The 18,100-nt window shown below is 43.6% G+C and carries 31 protein-coding genes; 30 read left to right on the forward strand and 1 reads right to left on the reverse strand.

Annotated features, from left to right (window positions below):
- The first annotated feature begins 88 nt into the window (after positions 1-88).
- From rpsS to prfA, 27 genes are all read left to right on the forward strand, one after another.
- Positions 89-367 (forward strand): 30S ribosomal protein S19, encoded by a 279-nt coding sequence (gene rpsS, locus HGR01_RS14635; protein WP_045870370.1) that lies wholly within the window; start codon positions 89-91, stop codon positions 365-367.
- A gap of 44 nt (positions 368-411) precedes the next feature.
- Positions 412-768, forward strand: coding sequence for a 50S ribosomal protein L22 (gene rplV / locus HGR01_RS14640; protein WP_045870369.1), 357 nt, complete (start codon positions 412-414; stop codon positions 766-768).
- Positions 769-821: 53 nt separating this feature from the next.
- Entirely contained in the window at positions 822-1,583 is a 762-nt protein-coding gene (rpsC, locus tag HGR01_RS14645; RefSeq protein ID WP_045870368.1) for a 30S ribosomal protein S3, read from the forward strand.
- Positions 1,584-1,719: 136 nt separating this feature from the next.
- Positions 1,720-2,145 carry a 50S ribosomal protein L16 gene (rplP, locus tag HGR01_RS14650; RefSeq protein WP_045870367.1) on the forward strand — a complete coding sequence of 142 codons (426 nt, stop codon included), beginning with the start codon at positions 1,720-1,722 and terminating at the stop codon, positions 2,143-2,145.
- Between the two features lie 3 nt (positions 2,146-2,148).
- Positions 2,149-2,376: a 50S ribosomal protein L29 gene (gene rpmC, locus HGR01_RS14655; RefSeq protein ID WP_045870366.1), complete on the forward strand. Its 228-nt coding sequence runs from the start codon at positions 2,149-2,151 to the stop codon at positions 2,374-2,376.
- Positions 2,377-2,382: 6 nt separating this feature from the next.
- Positions 2,383-2,634, forward strand: coding sequence for a 30S ribosomal protein S17 (gene rpsQ, locus HGR01_RS14660; protein ID WP_045870365.1), 252 nt, complete (start codon positions 2,383-2,385; stop codon positions 2,632-2,634).
- Positions 2,635-2,675: 41 nt separating this feature from the next.
- Positions 2,676-3,044, forward strand: coding sequence for a 50S ribosomal protein L14 (gene rplN / locus HGR01_RS14665; protein ID WP_015129713.1), 369 nt, complete (start codon positions 2,676-2,678; stop codon positions 3,042-3,044).
- Positions 3,044-3,394, forward strand: coding sequence for a 50S ribosomal protein L24 (gene rplX, locus HGR01_RS14670; protein ID WP_045870364.1), 351 nt, complete (start codon positions 3,044-3,046; stop codon positions 3,392-3,394). Before rplN ends, rplX begins: the two co-directional genes overlap by 1 nt.
- A gap of 116 nt (positions 3,395-3,510) precedes the next feature.
- Positions 3,511-4,059 carry a 50S ribosomal protein L5 gene (gene rplE, locus HGR01_RS14675; RefSeq protein ID WP_045870363.1) on the forward strand — a complete coding sequence of 183 codons (549 nt, stop codon included), beginning with the start codon at positions 3,511-3,513 and terminating at the stop codon, positions 4,057-4,059.
- A gap of 20 nt (positions 4,060-4,079) precedes the next feature.
- The gene (gene rpsH / locus HGR01_RS14680) at positions 4,080-4,481 is read left to right on the forward strand and encodes a 30S ribosomal protein S8 (RefSeq protein ID WP_045870362.1); all 402 of its coding nucleotides are present in this window, start codon (positions 4,080-4,082) and stop codon (positions 4,479-4,481) included.
- Between the two features lie 67 nt (positions 4,482-4,548).
- Complete coding sequence (rplF, locus tag HGR01_RS14685; RefSeq protein WP_045870361.1) at positions 4,549-5,097, forward strand: 50S ribosomal protein L6; 549 nt, start codon at positions 4,549-4,551, stop codon at positions 5,095-5,097.
- 2 nt (positions 5,098-5,099) lie between these two features.
- A complete protein-coding gene (gene rplR, locus HGR01_RS14690) occupies positions 5,100-5,462 on the forward strand; it encodes a 50S ribosomal protein L18 (RefSeq protein WP_045870360.1) in 363 nt (120 codons plus the stop codon).
- Between the two features lie 108 nt (positions 5,463-5,570).
- Positions 5,571-6,098, forward strand: a complete 528-nt coding sequence (rpsE, locus tag HGR01_RS14695; RefSeq protein ID WP_045870359.1) for a 30S ribosomal protein S5 — start codon at positions 5,571-5,573, stop codon at positions 6,096-6,098.
- Between the two features lie 49 nt (positions 6,099-6,147).
- The gene (gene rplO / locus HGR01_RS14700) at positions 6,148-6,594 is read left to right on the forward strand and encodes a 50S ribosomal protein L15 (RefSeq protein WP_045870358.1); all 447 of its coding nucleotides are present in this window, start codon (positions 6,148-6,150) and stop codon (positions 6,592-6,594) included.
- Positions 6,595-6,665: 71 nt separating this feature from the next.
- On the forward strand, positions 6,666-7,979 hold the full coding sequence (secY, locus tag HGR01_RS14705) for a preprotein translocase subunit SecY (RefSeq protein WP_045870357.1): 1,314 nt from the start codon (positions 6,666-6,668) through the stop codon (positions 7,977-7,979).
- Entirely contained in the window at positions 7,979-8,533 is a 555-nt protein-coding gene (locus HGR01_RS14710) for an adenylate kinase (RefSeq protein WP_045870356.1), read from the forward strand. Before secY ends, HGR01_RS14710 begins: the two co-directional genes overlap by 1 nt.
- Positions 8,534-8,760: 227 nt before the next feature.
- A complete protein-coding gene (gene infA, locus HGR01_RS14715; RefSeq protein ID WP_006276978.1) occupies positions 8,761-8,985 on the forward strand; it encodes a translation initiation factor IF-1 in 225 nt (74 codons plus the stop codon).
- A gap of 115 nt (positions 8,986-9,100) precedes the next feature.
- Positions 9,101-9,214: a 50S ribosomal protein L36 gene (gene rpmJ, locus HGR01_RS14720; protein WP_015129703.1), complete on the forward strand. Its 114-nt coding sequence runs from the start codon at positions 9,101-9,103 to the stop codon at positions 9,212-9,214.
- 112 nt (positions 9,215-9,326) lie between these two features.
- Positions 9,327-9,707, forward strand: a complete 381-nt coding sequence (gene rpsM / locus HGR01_RS14725) for a 30S ribosomal protein S13 (RefSeq protein WP_045870355.1) — start codon at positions 9,327-9,329, stop codon at positions 9,705-9,707.
- A gap of 54 nt (positions 9,708-9,761) precedes the next feature.
- Complete coding sequence (gene rpsK, locus HGR01_RS14730) at positions 9,762-10,157, forward strand: 30S ribosomal protein S11 (RefSeq protein ID WP_010998331.1); 396 nt, start codon at positions 9,762-9,764, stop codon at positions 10,155-10,157.
- A 347-nt stretch (positions 10,158-10,504) separates the two neighbouring features.
- Positions 10,505-11,452: a DNA-directed RNA polymerase subunit alpha gene (locus tag HGR01_RS14735; RefSeq protein ID WP_045870354.1), complete on the forward strand. Its 948-nt coding sequence runs from the start codon at positions 10,505-10,507 to the stop codon at positions 11,450-11,452.
- A gap of 33 nt (positions 11,453-11,485) precedes the next feature.
- Positions 11,486-11,836: a 50S ribosomal protein L17 gene (gene rplQ / locus HGR01_RS14740; RefSeq protein WP_045870353.1), complete on the forward strand. Its 351-nt coding sequence runs from the start codon at positions 11,486-11,488 to the stop codon at positions 11,834-11,836.
- Between the two features lie 74 nt (positions 11,837-11,910).
- Positions 11,911-12,759: a tRNA pseudouridine(38-40) synthase TruA gene (gene truA / locus HGR01_RS14745; protein WP_045870352.1), complete on the forward strand. Its 849-nt coding sequence runs from the start codon at positions 11,911-11,913 to the stop codon at positions 12,757-12,759.
- Positions 12,760-12,839: 80 nt separating this feature from the next.
- Positions 12,840-13,295 (forward strand): 50S ribosomal protein L13, encoded by a 456-nt coding sequence (gene rplM / locus HGR01_RS14750; RefSeq protein WP_045870531.1) that lies wholly within the window; start codon positions 12,840-12,842, stop codon positions 13,293-13,295.
- A 2-nt stretch (positions 13,296-13,297) separates the two neighbouring features.
- Positions 13,298-13,714 carry a 30S ribosomal protein S9 gene (gene rpsI, locus HGR01_RS14755; protein WP_190445850.1) on the forward strand — a complete coding sequence of 139 codons (417 nt, stop codon included), beginning with the start codon at positions 13,298-13,300 and terminating at the stop codon, positions 13,712-13,714.
- A gap of 126 nt (positions 13,715-13,840) precedes the next feature.
- Positions 13,841-14,080 (forward strand): 50S ribosomal protein L31, encoded by a 240-nt coding sequence (rpmE, locus tag HGR01_RS14760; protein WP_045870350.1) that lies wholly within the window; start codon positions 13,841-13,843, stop codon positions 14,078-14,080.
- Between the two features lie 100 nt (positions 14,081-14,180).
- A complete protein-coding gene (gene prfA, locus HGR01_RS14765; RefSeq protein WP_045870349.1) occupies positions 14,181-15,281 on the forward strand; it encodes a peptide chain release factor 1 in 1,101 nt (366 codons plus the stop codon).
- A gap of 20 nt (positions 15,282-15,301) precedes the next feature.
- Here prfA and HGR01_RS14770 read toward each other — a convergent pair whose 3' ends face one another.
- Complete coding sequence (locus HGR01_RS14770; protein WP_045870348.1) at positions 15,302-15,736, reverse strand: hypothetical protein; 435 nt, start codon at positions 15,734-15,736, stop codon at positions 15,302-15,304.
- 217 nt (positions 15,737-15,953) lie between these two features.
- Here HGR01_RS14770 and HGR01_RS14775 point away from each other — a divergent pair, with 217 nt between their 5' ends.
- From HGR01_RS14775 to HGR01_RS14785, 3 genes are all read left to right on the forward strand, one after another.
- On the forward strand, positions 15,954-16,316 hold the full coding sequence (locus tag HGR01_RS14775) for a helix-turn-helix domain-containing protein (RefSeq protein ID WP_045870347.1): 363 nt from the start codon (positions 15,954-15,956) through the stop codon (positions 16,314-16,316).
- A gap of 270 nt (positions 16,317-16,586) precedes the next feature.
- Complete coding sequence (locus HGR01_RS14780; protein ID WP_045870346.1) at positions 16,587-17,072, forward strand: hypothetical protein; 486 nt, start codon at positions 16,587-16,589, stop codon at positions 17,070-17,072.
- A 40-nt stretch (positions 17,073-17,112) separates the two neighbouring features.
- A complete protein-coding gene (locus HGR01_RS14785; RefSeq protein WP_045870345.1) occupies positions 17,113-17,940 on the forward strand; it encodes an Rpn family recombination-promoting nuclease/putative transposase in 828 nt (275 codons plus the stop codon).
- The last annotated feature ends 160 nt before the right edge of the window (positions 17,941-18,100 follow it).

Consider the following 18,100-nt stretch of genomic DNA (forward strand, 5'->3'; position numbering starts at 1 on the left):
GAGTGCTGAGTAGAATTGTCCAACTCAACACTTACAACTCAAAACTCAAAGCTTAAAACTCAGAACTCAGAACTCAGCACTTAAAAATATGGGTCGTTCTCTTAAAAAAGGTCCTTTCGTAGCCGATCACTTGCTCAGCAAAATTGAAAAGCTAAACGCTAAAAACGAAAAACAAGTTATTAAAACTTGGTCGAGAGCATCGACAATTTTACCCTTGATGGTAGGTCACACCATCGCAGTCCATAACGGACGGCAACATGTCCCCGTTTTTGTCAACGAGCAAATGGTAGGGCACAAGTTGGGAGAATTTGCCCCCACACGTACCTACAGGGGTCATGGTAAAAGTGACAAAAAATCAGGGAGATAGTTAAGAGTCTATTAACTATTGACTCTTGACAACAGGAGAAAATTATGGCTACTGATACAACTGAAGTCAAAGCGATCGCTCGTTTTATCCGCATTTCTCCCTATAAAGTACGTCGTGTACTCGATCAGATTCGGGGCAGATCGTACCGAGAAGCGCTAATTATCCTAGAATTCATGCCTTATAGAGCCTGTGACCCAGTTTTAAAGGTTCTCAGAAGCGCTGCTGCTAATGCCGAGCATAATGCTGGTTTAGACCGTGCTCAACTCGTAATTACTCAGGCATACGCAGACCAAGGCCCAGTACTCAAAAGATTCCAACCCAGAGCGCAGGGTAGAGCTTACCAAATTCGCAAGCCAACGTGTCATATCACTGTAGCTGTAGCCGCAGGCGCTGCTGAATAATGACTAGACACGAACCCAATTGCGTAAAGTAAGAAATTTTAGAGGAACCATTCGTGGGACAAAAGATTCATCCAGTTGGTTTTCGGCTGGGTATTACACAAGAACACCAATCTCGCTGGTTTGCCGTTCCTGATAAATATCCAGAACTGCTCCAAGAAGACTACAAACTCCGTCAATATATCGAACAAAAGCTAGGCAGACTTGCTCAAAACAACGCTGGCATTTCAGAGGTAAGGATTGAGCGGAAAGCCGACCAAATCGACTTAGAAGTTCGTACAGCTAGACCTGGCGTAGTAGTAGGTCGTGGTGGTCAAGGTATCGAATCCTTACGTACCGGACTGCAAGAACTTTTGGGTAGCAATCGCCAAATTCGCATCAACGTAGTAGAAGTACAACGAGTTGATGCTGATGCTTATTTGATTGCGGAATATATCGCTCAACAACTAGAACGACGTGTATCTTTCCGTCGGGTAGTACGCCAAGCGATTCAACGTGCCCAACGCGCTGGTGTTCAAGGCATTAAAGTTCAAGTGAGCGGACGGCTCAACGGTGCAGAAATTGCCCGTACAGAATGGACTCGTGAAGGTAGAGTACCTCTACATACCTTAAGAGCTGACATCGATTACTCTTACTGCACAGCTAAAACCGTTTATGGAATTCTGGGCATCAAAGTATGGGTATTTAAAGGCGAAATCATCCCCGGACAAGAAGAAGCCGCACCCGCACCCACATCTCGTGAACGCGAACGCGAACCTCGTCGCCGTCAACAACAACGCCGTCGCCAACAATTTGAAGACCGCTCAAATGAAGGGTAAATCGTCATTAGTCATTAGTCCTTAGTCCTTGGAAATGACAAATGACAAATGACAAATGACCCTTACGGGTTCAGCAGTTGCTTCAAGTCGGTAAAACCGCCCAACGCACTGCCTCACAAATGACAAGTGACAAACCATGTTAAGTCCAAGAAGAACTAAATTCCGCAAACAACAGCGCGGACGGATGGAGGGTCTAGCCCACCGTGGTAGCACCCTGAACTTTGGCGATTTCGCACTCCAAGCACAAGAACCAGCTTGGATTACCTCCAGACAAATCGAGGCTTCTCGTCGAGCCATGACCCGCTACATTCGCCGGGGTGGACAAATTTGGATTCGGATTTTCCCTGATAAACCCGTAACCATGCGTCCCGCTGAAACCCGGATGGGTTCCGGTAAAGGTAACCCCGAGTTTTGGGTAGCTGTAGTGAAGCCAGGGCGGATTTTGTTTGAAATCGCTGGTGTTTCCGAAGAAGTTGCCCGCGAAGCCATGCGCTTGGCTGCATACAAGCTGCCAATCAAAACTAAATTTATCGTGCGCCCTCAAGTACAGGAGCAGGAGTAGGTTATGCCTCTTCCCAAGATTTCAGAAGCTAGAGAATTAACTGACGAAAAACTGGCTGAGGAAATTGTTGCTGTTAAAAGACAACTATTTCAGTTGCGTTTGCAAAAAGCGACCAGACAATTAGACAAGCCCCATCAGTTTAAACATGCCCGACATCGCCTAGCACAATTGCTAACGGTAGAAGGAGAAAGAAAACGGGCAGCAAGTCAACAGTCTCAAGAACAAAAGTAGGAGATTATGGCAGTCAAAGAACGAGTTGGCTTGGTAGTGAGCGATAAAATGCAAAAAACGGTAGTAGTAGCCGTAGAAAACCGCGCTCCTCACCCCAAGTACGGCAAAATTGTAGTTCAAACCCGGCGCTATAAAGCTCATGATGAGGACAATCAGTGCAAAGTGGGCGATCGCGTTCGCATTCAGGAAACTAGACCCCTGAGCAAAACCAAGCGCTGGCAAGTCACAGAAATTCTCAACGCTAAAGCTACAACTTAATAGTTGTTATCGAACTAACAACTTAACAAGGGAGACAAATTGTGATTCAACCCCAGACTTACCTGAATGTCGCAGATAATAGTGGTGCCCGGAAGCTAATGTGCATCCGCGTGTTAGGCGCAGGCAACCGCCGTTATGGTGGCGTGGGTGATAAAATTATTGCCGTTGTCAAAGATGCTCAACCAAATATGGCTGTGAAAAAGTCAGATGTGGTAGAGGCAGTAATTGTCCGCACTCGTAAAAGTATTAATCGAGACAGCGGTATGAGCATTCGATTTGACGATAACGCTGCAGTAATCATCAACAAAGATGGTAATCCTAGAGGCACACGGGTATTTGGCCCAGTCGCACGGGAACTGCGTGATAAGAACTTCACCAAAATAGTTTCGTTGGCTCCGGAGGTGCTGTAATGGCAAAACAGCCACAACCCAAGGTGTTTCATAAAATGCACGTCAAAACTGGCGACACTGTACAAGTAATCGCTGGTAAGGACAAAGGCAAAGTTGGTGAAGTGATCAAAGCACTGCCACAACTTAGTAAAGTTATTGTCAAAGGCGTAAATATTAAAACTAAGCACGTCAAGCCTCAACAAGAGGGAGAATCTGGAAGAATTGTGACTCAAGAATTCCCGATTCATAGCTCCAACGTGATGCTTTACTCCACTAAGCAAAATGTCGCCAGCCGCGTATGCTACACCTTCACCGATGAAGGCAAGAAAGTACGGAAGCTCAAGAAAACCGGCGAGATCCTGGATAAATAGTCATCTCCCAAGGGACGATTTTAGATGAGATTTTAAATTCAATCTAAAATCCCAAATCTAAAATCTAAAATTCGCGCTTCCCTGACCAAGACCAGGGATAAACAGGACAAAAAACTATGGCGACAACAAGACTCAAAACCTTATACAACGAGACAATCGTCCCTAAACTGACCAATCAGTTTCAATATACCAACGTTCATCAAGTACCGAAGTTGGTCAAGATTACTGTGAACAGAGGTTTGGGAGAAGCAGCATCCAACGCCAAAGCACTGGATGCGTCTCTAAATGAAATTGCCTTGATCACTGGTCAAAAACCAGTAGTAACACGGGCGAAAAAGGCGATCGCGGGCTTCAAAATCCGTCAAGGTATGCCTGTTGGGATCATGGTGACCTTAAGAGGCGAAAGGATGTATGCCTTCCTCGATAGACTTGTTAGCTTATCCCTACCTAGAATTAGAGATTTTCGCGGCGTTAGCCCTAAGAGCTTTGACGGACGCGGTAACTACACTCTAGGTGTACGAGAGCAGCTGATTTTTCCAGAAGTCGAGTACGACAGCATCGATCAAATCCGTGGTTTAGATATTTCCATCATTACCACAGCGAAAAACGACGAAGAAGGTCGCGCCCTACTGAAAGAATTGGGTATGCCTTTTCGCGATCAATAAGTTCATCTAAAGAGGGAACGATGGCGGCTAACGACACAATTGCAGATATGCTGACGCGCATCCGCAATGCCAACTTGGCGAGGCATCAAACTACACTAGTGCCCGCAACAAAACTTACCCGTAGTATTGCTAAAGTGCTACGTGATGAAGGCTTTATTGCTGAATTTGAAGAATCAGGTGAAGGGGTAAAACGCAATCTGGTGATTGCCTTGAAATACAAGGGTAAAAATCGTCAGCCACTGATTACTGCCCTCAAGCGGGTTAGTAAGCCAGGTTTGCGGGTTTACTCCAATAGAAAAGATTTACCCAGAGTACTGGGCGGTATCGGCATTGCCATTATTTCAACATCCAGTGGGATTATGACAGACCGCGAAGCGCGTCGTCAGAACTTGGGTGGAGAAGTACTGTGCTATGTCTGGTAGTCATTAGTCATTTGTCATTAACGTAACGGCAAAAGACAAAAGACAGATAACAAAGGACAAAATAGTCATGTCTCGTATTGGTAAACGTCCAATTACTATTCCTGCCAAAGTGCAAGTGGCGATTGATGGCACAAAAGTTGTCGTCAAAGGGCCGAAAGGAGAACTTTCTCGAGAGTTACCTGCCCATGTGTCAGTCTCTCAAGAAGGCGAAACATTATTAGTAACCCGTAGGGATGAAACTCGTACCTCCAGGCAAATGCACGGTTTGAGCCGTACTTTAGTAGCCAACATGGTCGAAGGTGTATCCCAAGGTTTTCAGCGCCGCTTAGAAATCCAAGGTGTTGGTTACCGGGCACAAGTTCAGGGGCGTAACCTCGTTTTAAACATGGGTTACAGCCATCAGGTACAAATTGAGCCTCCCGATGGTATTCAGTTTGCTGTCGAAGGTACAACCAACGTCATAGTTAGTGGCTACGACAAGGAAATAGTTGGCAACACAGCAGCGAAAATTCGTGCCGTTCGTCCACCAGAACCATATAAAGGCAAGGGTATTCGCTACGCCGGTGAAGTGGTCAGACGTAAAGCTGGTAAGACTGGTAAGAGTGGTAAGAAGTAAACATGAAACTTACTCGTAGAGAATCAAAAACACGTCGCCATAGACGTATTCGTGGTAAAGTCCAGGGCTCTCCAGAACGCCCACGTTTAGCTATATTTCGCTCTAATGAGCATATCTATGCTCAAGTGATTGATGATACTCAGCATCACACCTTGGTCTCAGCCTCAACTGTAGAACCAGAGTTGAAATCGAGTTTAGCATCAGGAGCTAACCGCGATGCATCAGCGCAAGTTGGCAAACTGATCGCAGCGCGATCGCTAGAAAAAGGCATCACCAAAGTAGTATTTGATCGCGGTGGCAACCTCTACCACGGTCGTATCCAAGCATTGGCTGATGCAGCACGTGAAGCTGGTTTAGATTTCTAAAGTCATTTGTCATCAGTCATTAGTCATTAGTCATTGGACAAAAGACAAATGACAAAAGACAAATGACAAAGGACAAAAGACAACTGAGCTAATAGAGAGCATTTAATTATGGCAACTGGTCGTCGTAAAGCGAACCGCGCAAAAAAAGAAGAAACCAACTGGCAAGAGCGGGTCATTCAAATCAGACGGGTGAGTAAGGTCGTTAAAGGTGGTAAAAAACTCAGCTTCCGCGCGATCGTCGTCGTCGGTAATGAACGCGGTCAAGTTGGTGTAGGGGTAGGCAAAGCTTCAGATGTAATTGGTGCTGTGAAAAAAGGTGTAGCCGACGGCAAAAAACATCTTATTGACATCCCCATTACCAAATCTAACTCCATCCCTCATCCCATTGATGGTGTGGGTGGCGGTGCTAAAGTCATTATGCGCCCAGCAGCACCCGGTACTGGGGTAATTGCTGGTGGTGCTGTGCGGACTGTACTGGAATTGGCAGGAGTTCGTAACGTTTTGGCCAAGCAACTCGGTTCCAACAATCCGTTAAACAATGCGAGAGCCGCAGTCAACGCCTTATCCACGCTGCGTACTTTATCTGAAGTCGCTGAAGACCGAGGTGTTCCTATTGAAAATCTCTACATTATTTAGTAGAGCCAATTTTGCCTCCTCCTTTGTGTAAAAAAATACTATTTACATCATGAGACTCAACGATGCGAAGCCTCAAAAAGGCTCAAAAAAACGCCGTAAGCGCGTAGGTAGAGGTATTTCAGCCGGACAAGGTGCAAGCGCCGGTTTAGGGATGCGGGGTCAAAAATCCCGTTCTGGTAGTGGTACCAGACCAGGGTTTGAAGGTGGTCAGCAGCCATTGTACCGCCGCTTACCTAAGTTGAAGGGTTTCCCGATAGTTAATCGGAAAATTTACACTACGATTAATGTAGAGAAGTTAGCTTCTCTCCCTGCTAATACAGAAGTAACTTTGGAATCCTTAAAAGCAGCAGGTATTCTGACTGCTGTTAAAGGCCCATTGAAAATTTTGGGTAACGGGGAATTGAACGTTCCGCTCACAGTTAAAGCGGCAGCTTTTACGGGTCAAGCTCGTAGCAAAATTGAGGCGGCTGGAGGAAGTTGTCAAGTTCCAGAGTGAGCCAGAATAGCGCACTTACAATGCTAGCCAACTCGCTTCCAGCGCCTGGTTCACGATAAAGGTAGCACTCTATGATCAGTCGAGACAAAGCCCCAACGGCTCAAGAAACTTTTATGCAGATGGCTCAAGCAGCTGGACTGAGAGGTAGGCTGCTTGTAACTGTCGGTATTTTAATTTTGGTTCGCCTGGGCATCTTTCTGCCTGTACCTGGTATTGATAGAACTAGGTTTCATGACGCTATATCGGGCAATAATTCCATCTTTGGCTTATTGGATATATTTTCCGGGCGAGGACTTTCGACTTTGGGAGTTTTTGCTTTAGGTATTTTGCCCTTTATTAATGCGTCCATTATTATCCAATTACTCACAGCTGCCATCCCATCTTTAGAAAAGTTACAGAAAGACGAGGGTGAAGCTGGTCGGCGGAAAATTTCGCAGATTACCCGCTATGTTTCTTTGGGTTGGGCAATTATTCAAAGTACAACTTTTTCCGCTCTGTTCCTGCAGCAGTTTGCTTTACAGCCAGGCCCATTATTTGTAGCCGAAACTGCGATCGCCCTTACAGCAGGTTCAATGTTCGTGATGTGGGCATCAGAACTGATTACCGAGCGTGGTATTGGTAATGGAGCATCATTGTTGATTTTTGTCAACATTGTGGCATCTCTACCGAAATCATTGGGCGATACTATCGACTTGGTACAAGTTGGCGGTCGAGAAATAGTTGGTCGGGTGATTGTACTATTATTAGTCTTCCTAGCCACAATTGTTGGTATTGTATTTGTGCAGGAAGGAATTCGCCGCATCCCCATTATTTCGGCACGTCGCCAAGTAGGACGGCGAGTTTTGGCAGAGCAGCGTAGTTATCTACCTCTAAGACTCAATTCTGGCGGTGTAATGCCAATTATCTTTGCCGCAGCGATTTTGAGTTTGCCACTACTAATTGCTAATTTCACCAAAAATCCGGACTTGGCAAATATCGTTAATACTTATCTCAGTCCTGGTGGCTCTCAAGCTTGGGCTTATGCCTTGGTCTACTTAATTTCTATTGTTTTCTTCAGCTATTTCTATTCTTCGTTGATTGTCAACCCCGTAGATGTAGCACAGAACTTGAAGAAGATGGGTTCGAGTATTCCGGGAATTCGTCCTGGTAAAGCAACTAGTGAGTACATTGAGCGGGTGATTAATCGGCTGACTTTTTTGGGTGCAATCTTTTTGGGCTTTGTTGCAATTATCCCCACAGCTGTAGAAAGTGCTTTAGGAGTACCAACTTTTAAAGGCTTAGGTGCTACATCTTTGCTGATTCTAGTTGGTGTTGCGATTGATACAGCAAAACAAGTCCAGACCTATGTCATATCTCAGCGCTATGAAGGAATGGTGAAACAATAGTGACGCAGTTAATCTTCTTGGGGCCTCCTGGAGCTGGTAAAGGAACTCAATCGCAAAAATTGGCGCAAAGCTTGCAGATACCCCATATTTCTACTGGTGATATTTTACGGCAAGCGATGAAAGACCAAACTCCTTTGGGTGTAAAAGCTCAAAGCTATGTAGATAGCGGTGAGTTAGTTCCCGATGAACTAGTACAGGACTTGGTACAGGAACGCTTAGGTCAAGCGGATGCTCAATCTGGTTGGATTCTAGATGGATTCCCCCGTAAAGTCTCACAAGCTGAGTTTTTAGCAAAATTGCTGGAAACAATACATCAAGCTGGCGAAAGGGTAGTAAACCTAGATGTTCCAGATGATGTTGTGGTAGCAAGGTTACTAGCACGGGGAAGAAAAGATGACAGCGAAGAAGTTATTCGTCGTCGTCTGGAAATTTACCGTTCAGAAACAGCACCCTTGATTAATTATTACCGCGATCGCCAAAAGCTCCTGACAGTAAATGGTAATCAGTCCCCGGAAGAAGTCACTGATGCACTCCACAAAGTAATAGCGTTTTAACAAAAGCACCATAAAAGGGGTAAGAGAGCAATAGATAATTTCTCAATTTACCCCTCACCCCAATTTCAGATACATATAAACTGCACTACTAGTTGTTAATGTAGGGCAGAGGGTATTTTTAGCTAAGATATATTAAGAAACTGTTGATATATTACGTAAAATATGTTCTCTTGCAGGTGAAGCTACCGCAACAGAACAGGAGATTGTTGAGTTGAGGAAAAAACAAATTGTCTAAGCAAGATTTGATTGAAATGGAAGGCACAGTCACCGAGTCATTGCCTAATGCGATGTTTCGTGTTGACTTGGATAATGGCTTTAATGTCTTGGCACACATTTCGGGCAAAATCCGCCGCAATTACATCAAGATTTTACCTGGCGATCGCGTCAAAGTGGAGTTAACGCCATACGACTTGACAAAGGGCAGAATCACTTATCGACTACGCAAGAAGTAAGGCTATGTAGAGAATATTACCATACAAACACTTTTTTGGATATTCCTTGGTCATTTAACTGACTAATTTTCTGAAAAATGCTATAATTCACTATTTGGAGTTAATTACAAAAGGCATGAAAGTCAGAGCCTCAGTCAAGAAGATTTGTGAAAAGTGCAACGTGATCAAACGCCGTGGTCGCGTCATGGTGATTTGTGTTAACCCCAAGCATAAGCAACGTCAAGGATAGTGCTCTGATTATAACCAGAGACACGAGTGTGACACACACCAAAAACAGCCCAAAATGCGAGTAATCGCGTTTTTATAACAGCAATTGCGAGAACAAGAGGGAGAAATTCATTGTGGCACGTATTGCCGGAGTAGACCTGCCACGCGATAAGCGTGTAGAAATTGGTCTCACCTATATCTACGGAATTGGTTTATCTAGATCGCAAGAAATTTTAGCGACAACAGGTGTCAACCCAGATACACGTGTAAAAGATCTTAGTGATGCTGATGTTGCAGCCCTGCGAGGCGAAATAGAAAGCAACTATCAAGTTGAAGGGGATTTGCGGCGCTGGGAAGCAATGAACATCAAGCGCCTCATTGACATTGGTACTTACAGAGGCCGTCGTCATCGCATGGGCTTACCTGTCAGAGGACAAAGAACCCGCACAAATGCTAGAACCCGCCGTGGTAGAAGGCAAACTGTAGCCGGTAAGAAGAAGGCACCAGGCAAATAAAATTTCACTGCTTGCTCATCAAAGCAAAATTTACTTTAATTTCACTACACAACTATGGCGCGACAACCAACCAAAAAATCTGGGAGCAAAAAGCAGAAGCGTAACGTACCCAACGGTATGGCTTACATCCAGTCTACTTTCAACAATAGCATTGTCACTATTACCGACCAAAACGGAGATGTGATTTCTTGGGCAAGTGCTGGTTCTAGCGGTTTTAAAGGCGCAAAAAAGGGAACTCCGTTTGCTGCACAAACTGCTGCTGAAAGTGCTGCTCGAAGAGCCATCGATCAAGGAATGCGCCAAATCGAAGTCATGGTCAGTGGGCCAGGCGCAGGTAGAGAAACTGCCATTCGAGCGCTGCAAGGAGCGGGACTGGAAATTACGCTCATTCGGGATATTACTCCAATTCCTCACAATGGTTGCCGTCCACCTAAGCGCCGCCGAGTTTAGTCCCTACTTAGTAGGAGGTAACAGCAAGAAATTCGAGGATGGGAAAGTCACCTGTAATGCCTGCTAGAAGTTCGAGCTTGTAGCCTGCTGTGGACAGACTCAGCTTTTGAACTTCAGGCAGATGAGGCGACTAGAAGTAAAGTTAGCGCCTCCATGAAGGAGGTTTGCTCAACTTTGGAAAACCCAAAATTAATTATTAACACCCATGAGCTAAAGAAGGAAATTAAATACCAGTATCATTAGCTGGATAATTGATATACCTAAAATTAAGCTTCAGGGAAAAAACTAAATTCAGGAGGCAAGCGATTTGCCTACTAGTAGCACCTTAAAAAAAGGGAGGCAACTCCGTGGCGCAGTTTCAAATTGAATGTGTAGATTCTAATACTGAGGAAAGTCGAAACCATTACAGTAAATTTGTCCTCGAACCTCTAGAACGCGGTCAAGGTACCACAGTTGGTAACGCCTTACGTCGCGTTTTACTGTCAAATCTAGAGGGAACCGCAGTTACAGCAGTGCGGATAGCAGGCGTTTCACACGAGTTTGCCACAGTTCCTGGTGTGCGGGAAGATGTCTTAGAAATCTTGATGAGAATGAAAGAAGTCATTCTCAAAAGCTATTCATCTCAACCTCAAATTGGGCGGTTACTCGTAAACGGCCCTACAACAGTTACGGCAGCACATTTTGATTTGCCAAGTGAAGTAGAAATTATCGATCCAACTCAGTATGTAGCTACCTTAGCAGAAGGTGGCAAGTTGGAAATGGAATTTCGGATCGAGAAAGGTAAGGGTTATCGCACTGTAGAGCGAGGACGCGAAGAAGCCACATCTTTGGACTTCTTGCAAATCGACTCCGTGTTTATGCCAGTGCGAAAAGTCAACTATAGTGTTGAAGAAGCCCGTGGGGATGGCTCTATCACTAAAGACCGATTACTGTTAGAAGTCTGGACAAATGGTAGTATTTCTCCACAAGAAGCACTATCATCTGCTGCCGGAATTCTGGTAGATCTATTTAATCCCCTCAAAGATATCTCACTCGAACCTACCGATACAGGTTCAGATATCCCAGACGACCCAACCGCTCAAATTCCGATCGAAGAATTGCAACTTTCTGTACGGGCATATAACTGTCTCAAGCGAGCACAAGTTAACTCTGTAGCCGACTTGTTGGATTATACCCAAGAAGACTTGTTAGAAATTAAAAACTTCGGTCAGAAGTCAGCGGAAGAGGTAGTTGAAGCTTTACAGCGACGCTTAGGCATCACCTTGCCCCAAGAAAGAAGCTCTAAACACAGCTAAATCAAAACCGTTAGTAATTGATAGTGCATTATTATGCGTCACCGTTGTCGGGTCAAAAAACTTGGTAAACCAGCAGACCAGCGTCGCGCTTTATTGCGTGCGCTCACCACTGAACTAGTTCGTCATGGAAGGATTACTACTACTTTAGTGAGAGCTAAGGTTGTGAGAGCTGAAGTAGATAAAATGATTACCTTAGCTAAAGACGGTTCCTTGGCATCCCGCCGAGCCGCTCTAGGCTATATCTACGACAAACAACTAGTTCATGCTCTATTTGAGCAAGCTCCCACTCGCTATAGCAACCGCAACGGGGGTTATACTCGCATCCTGCATACAGTCCCTCGTCGAGGCGACCATGCTGAGATGGCCATTCTTGAACTAGTTTAAGAAGGATGAAGGATGAAGGATGAAGAATCAGAAAAGTAAAATTCAGACTTCAAACTTCAGCCTTAAGTAATTCTATGTTAGAAAGCCACCAGCCAACAGGAACTCATAGAGTAGCCCTGGTAATTCAATACCTGGGCACTCATTTTCATGGCTGGCAACGGCAAAAGCAACAGCGTACAGTCCAAGAAGAAATAGAAACTGCGATCGCTAAAATTCTTGGGTATCATGTGACACTACATGGCGCAGGCAGAACTGATGCTGGAGTTCACGCCGCCGCCCAAGTAGCCCATTTTGAAGCCACAGGTTTAATTCCACCTCACAAATGGGCAGCCGTCCTTAATAGCTATTTGCCCAATGATATTTTAATCAGGGCTTCAGCCGGTGTAGGTAACCGTTGGCACGCTCGTTTTAGTGCAGCCTATCGACGGTATCGCTACACAATATACACTGAAGATCAACCTAACTTGTTTGTTAGGCCCTTCAGTTGGCATTATTATTATGCGCCCCTAGATGAATCATTAATTAAGGCTGCCCTCAAACCCCTACTGGGAAAGCATCATCTTGCTGCTTTTCATCGTGCAGGTTCAAAGCGATCGCATTCTTGGGTAGAAGTACAAGCAGCAGAGTGTCATCGCAGTGGGCCATTAATCCATATTGAAATTCAGGCAGATGGATTTTTATATGGCATGGTTCGGCTGTTGGTAGGGATGTTGGTACAAGTAGGTACTGGACAGCGCACCCTAGCCAACTTTACTGAATTGTGGAAAGCTGAACGACGAGAAGAAGTGAAATATGCTGCACCCGCCCAAGGCTTGTGCTTGTTGCGAGTCGGCTATCCAGATTTCCCTTTTTCCCCAGATGTTTGGTATGACAATCTGCCAAAATTCGTTTTTAGTCAAGAGTCAATGGTCAAAAGTCAATAGTCAACCAGCACTAGCCTAATGACAAACGACAAATGACGAAGGACAAATGACATAGAAAAATGACAAAGGACAAATTACAAATGACTAAAACATACCTTCCTCCTCAAGATGCTCTTGAGCGTGAGTGGTACATAGTAGATGCCACAGATCAACGCCTCGGCCGCCTCGCTAGTGAAATCGCTATGGTTTTGCGAGGCAAAAAGAAAGCTGAATATACTCCTCACCTAGATACAGGTGATTTTGTCATTGTTATCAATGCTGAGAAAATAGCAGTTACAGGTAAAAAACGTACTCAAAAGCTCTATCGTCGCCATTCTGGCCGTCCTGGTGGAATGAAAACCGAAACATTCGCGAAACTGCAACAGCGTATACCAGAAAGAATTGTAGAACACGCTGTTAAGGGGATGTTACCTAAAAATAGCCTGGGTAAGCAGTTGTTTACTAAGCTGAAAGTCTATGCTGGGCCAACTCACCCCCATGCAGCGCAAAAACCCAAAGAACTTAAAGTTAATACAATTCCTGGAGCAGAAAGTTAATGATAGCAGTAGCAGAAACTACTAGTGGTCGTGCCGTATACTGGGGTACTGGCCGCCGTAAGTCAGCAGTAGCAAGAGTACGTTTGATTCCAGGTAGCGGTCAACTGACCGTGAATGGTAAAGATGGCAACTTGTACTTCCAATTCAACGCCAACTACCTGGGCGTGATCAAAGGCCCTCTAGAAACATTGGGTCTAGAAAACGAATATGACATTTTGGTAAAGGCTGAAGGTGGTGGCTTAACCGGACAAGCTGATTCTATCCGTTTGGGTGTGGCTCGTGCTTTATGTCAGTTAGACCCAGATAACCGTTCCCCCTTAAAAACAGAAGGTTACCTAACTCGTGACCCACGGGCTAAAGAGCGGAAGAAATACGGTTTACATAAAGCTCGCAAAGCACCTCAGTACTCAAAGCGTTAGGTTATTGGGCATTGGGCATTGGGCATTGGGTATTAATTGTTTCGCCTTGTCCTCTTGGTCTGCCTTGCCTACGCTTTGAAATTATCTGAAAGTTATAATTGATATAGATTCACCACAAAAGGAACAATGGCTAAACCTGAAATTCATCCAAAGTGGTATCCAGATGCGAAAGTTTACTGCAACGGTCAAGTTGTAATGACTGTTGGCTCTACCAAGCCAGAACTGCACGTAGATGTTTGGTCTGGAAACCATCCTTTCTACACCGGCACCCAGAAGATTATCGATACTGAGGGTCGAGTAGAGCGCTTCCTTCGCAAGTACGGTATGAGCAGCACTCAAACCTCAGGCGACACAGACAAAAAGTAGCGGGTTGGCTCTGCTGTTAACGACGACCCTGCAATCAGCTGGGTCGATTGTCATTTAATGCTTGAGCCAACTTGTTATTTTAAGGAGCGTCGCACTCATCATGGCTGAATCATACCTGCTGGACAAACTAAAATCTGTTGAACAAACCTTTAATGAATTAACTCGTCGTCTTGGTGACCCCGATACCGCGAGAAATCCTGACGAGTTTCAACAAATTGCTAAATCTCGTTCTTCTTTGGAAGAGGTAGTTAATACCTATGAAACTTGGAAAGTAGCTCAAGAAGATTTGATCGGAGCGCGTCAGGTTTACAAAGAATCGGCGAGCGATCCGGAGTTGCAAGAAATGGCAGCCCTGGAAGTAGATGAACTAGAGCAAAAGCTGGAATTTTTAGAAAACCGCTTAAAAATATTGTTGCTACCCCGCGATCCCAACGATGATAAAAACATTATGTTGGAAATTCGCGCTGGTACTGGCGGCGACGAAGCGAGTATTTGGGCAGGTGATTTACTGCGGATGTACTCTCGCTACGCTGATGGACAGAACTGGAGAGTGAAACTAGTGAGCGAGTCACTAGGTGAAATGGGCGGCTTTAAAGAAGTAATCCTGGAAATTCAGGGTGAGAGTGTTTACAGTAAGCTGAAGTTTGAAGCCGGAGTACATCGCGTACAGCGTGTACCTGCAACCGAAGCTGGGGGAAGGGTTCACACCTCTACAGCTACAGTGGCTATCATGCCAGAGGTCGATGATGTAGAAATCCACATTGACCCTAAGGATATTGAAATGACCACAGCTCGTTCTGGTGGTGCTGGTGGACAAAACGTCAACAAGGTGGAAACTGCTGTTGACTTGATGCACAAACCCACAGGAATTCGGATTTTCTGTACAGAAGAACGCAGCCAGTTGCAAAACAAAGAACGGGCAATGCAAATTCTGCGAGCGAAACTTTACGAAATGAAGTTACGCGAACAACAAGAAGCTGTAACTTCTATGCGGCGATCGCAAGTTGGTACAGGGTCGCGATCGGAAAAAATTCGCACCTATAATTATAAAGATAACCGGGTTACCGATCACCGTTTGGGACAAAACTATTCTCTTAACCCTGTATTGGAAGGTGATTTAGAGTCAGTTATACAATCTTGTATCTCTCAAGACCAGCAGGAACGTTTAGCAGAGTTAGCGGCCTCTGGTGCTACTAGCTAATTGTTTTGTAATAAATCTTCTCAAACCACTTGTTGTGATGTTATTTTTAACGCGCACAAGCGGTTCTCTAATGCAGTATAGATAGCATCCTCCATTTCTTGAAAATAATGGTAGTTGGCAAATTCGTATTGCATTATGTAATTTAATTTCTTCAATTCATTGAAGTTTAAGCAGCTATCAACTAACTGTTCGACTGCTTTTTGCCAACGGCTAAAAATTCGGTAGCTGAAAAAGCTGCTGCAAATGTTACCCCGCTCATCCCAATAAGAAATACAAACCTGATGCTTCAGGCAATGGATTTTCTTGATTTGCTGAACCTTATAGCCTTTGCCTGTTAAGGCTGCTTTAGCCTCAGCATGAGAAATATGCCACTGTTCTGGTTTAATTTTATTAGCGCTGATCAGGTTTTGACCCTTGCGGCGATAAGAGTTGCTTTTGCGCGGCTGATACAACATGATGCACCTTTTTCCCATGATTTTCCTGCAAGCGGTCTGTCACGAATTTCCGCGATAAAATGAATTAGTGTCTTCAATCTAAATTGATTGACATTTAAACTTGTAATTTCCAATCTTAGATTTAATTTACCATTGGCAAGCAAACTTGTAAATGGCAAAATCAATATTTATTGGCGAGCAAGTAAACCCGTGAATCTCGTTGAAAAAATAAACAGCAGTGGATTTAGAGGCTAGAAAGAAACTTATTGAAGTCGTGAAAATGGCTCGTGGCTCTATGAGTCAACGAGCTTTTGGTAAGCTTCTGGGTGTTTCGGCTACTGCTGTGCAATTGTGGGAAAAAGGCGAATCGATTCCTGATACACAGAATTTAGCTAACATCGCAGCCAGAGCAGGCTACACAATGGAGGAGTTGCTTAACTACTTAGGTGTTAAGCCAATATCAGAATCCTCCGATGTTAATCAGATTGTGAAGTACATCAAATCTATGCCATTGAATGAAGTAGCAATCATTGGTAGAGCTGTAATGGATAGATTGGCTGCGGCGGCTGAAGCGTCTGTAGATGAAGCAAAAGCAAGTTGAATATTTGTGAGCGATCGCTCGTTTGTTTACAAGTAAACTTGTAAAGTTATCTGTATAGGCAACCAAAATTTTGTTAATTTTTATTACAAATATCTAATAATAAATACAAATTTTATCAGGATATTACTTTCTGCTTTTTGTGCATGAGATAGCACTAGTGACGATCAAAAGTAAAGCAATAAAGATGAAATTGCTTTGGCTTATTGGATGTGGAAGCCTCGTGTATTAATTGAGATAATGTTACAATCTTGAATTTTCCGAGGTGTGTTTATGTCACTACCCAATGAACCTTCAGCTTGGCAAGTAGAATCAAGCGATGTTTTTATGCCAATCTACTATAAAGGCGATTTAGCTGGTTTTTTTAAGCGAGAATATGCAGATGAAATTATTAAGTTTTTAAACCAGGATGAAGTTTTAAAAAAAGCACTTAAATTGGCTTGCACTGATTTAGTTAAAGCTGCTGGTGGTGACAGCAAGCAAGTCGAAGATAAGATAAGAAAATATATAAAAATTAGCGAACGTCCCAAATATGGAACTAGGGCGATCGCACTTTTATTAAGTGAAAGACAAAAAGCTTTAGATTTGAGTAGTCAGGAGTTTGCTAAATTTTGCGATACATTTAAAGTTTCTCCTTCTGAACTCAATAATATTTATGCTGGAGAAGTTATTGATGATAGCTTGTTAGCGCCACTTTCACGAATATTAGGTATATCAAAAGAACAGTTGAAAGAAGTGCGCGATGGTGCTGAAGAATAAATTAATAGATGCATCTATAATACGAAAATTGTAGACTTTTGTGAAAACTGACATTTTATTTTATCGGCTATTTCAAGAAATACCTAGTATTTTCTTTGAAATCATTGGCAATCCTCCTGACGAAGCAAACAATTATCTGTTTTCATCAGTTGAAATTAAACAAACTTCATTCCGAATAGATGGGTTATTTTTGCCTATAGAAATTACTGATAGACCAATTTACTTCGTTGAAGTTCAATTTCAACAAGATGACGAAATTTACTCACGACTGATTGCAGAAATAAGTTTATACCTGCGTCAGAATAAACCTAAAAATGATTGGAGTGCTGTAGTTTTATACCCAAACAGGAGTGTAGATACAGGAGATATTAAACATTATCGTGAATTCTTTGCCAGTCACAGGATAAAACGGATTTATCTAAATGAATTGGGTGATACAGCTACTTTACCAGTTAGCATAGCAACCGTTAAATTAGTAGTTGAAGATGCAGAGATAGCGATTCACCAAGCGCGAGAGTTAATCAAGAAAACTAAGCAAGAGATAAACTCACAATTACAGCAGCAATTATTACAATTAATAGAAACTATCTTAGTTTACAAATTTCCTAACATGAGTCGGGAGGAAATCGAAGCCATGTTTAGTTTGAGCGAGTTAAAACAGACAAGATTTTATCAGGAAGCTTTTCAGGAAGGCAAAGAAGAAGGCATAGAGCAAGGTGTAAGAAGAGGTAAGTTAAAAGCAGTACTACCAATGTTGACAGCTGGGTTGACTGTAGAGCAAATAGCTCAAGCTTTAGAATTGAGTGCGGAGGAAGTTAGCCAAATAGTACAACAGCAGGCTTCTAATTCCAGTAGCAACGAAGAATAACAGCATAATTTGAATACTAGGGTAGACAAATGTCGAAATGGGTGGTTGTGATTAGGTATATATAACTTAATTAGCTATGAGCGTAACAATCTCAAACTCTTTTTTTATCATTCAGCAATTTTTCCCGACGAAATATTAATTAAATTTTGTTAAGATTGAC

The organism is Tolypothrix sp. PCC 7712 (genome assembly GCF_025860405.1).
GTDB classification, from domain to species: domain Bacteria; phylum Cyanobacteriota; class Cyanobacteriia; order Cyanobacteriales; family Nostocaceae; genus Aulosira; species Aulosira diplosiphon.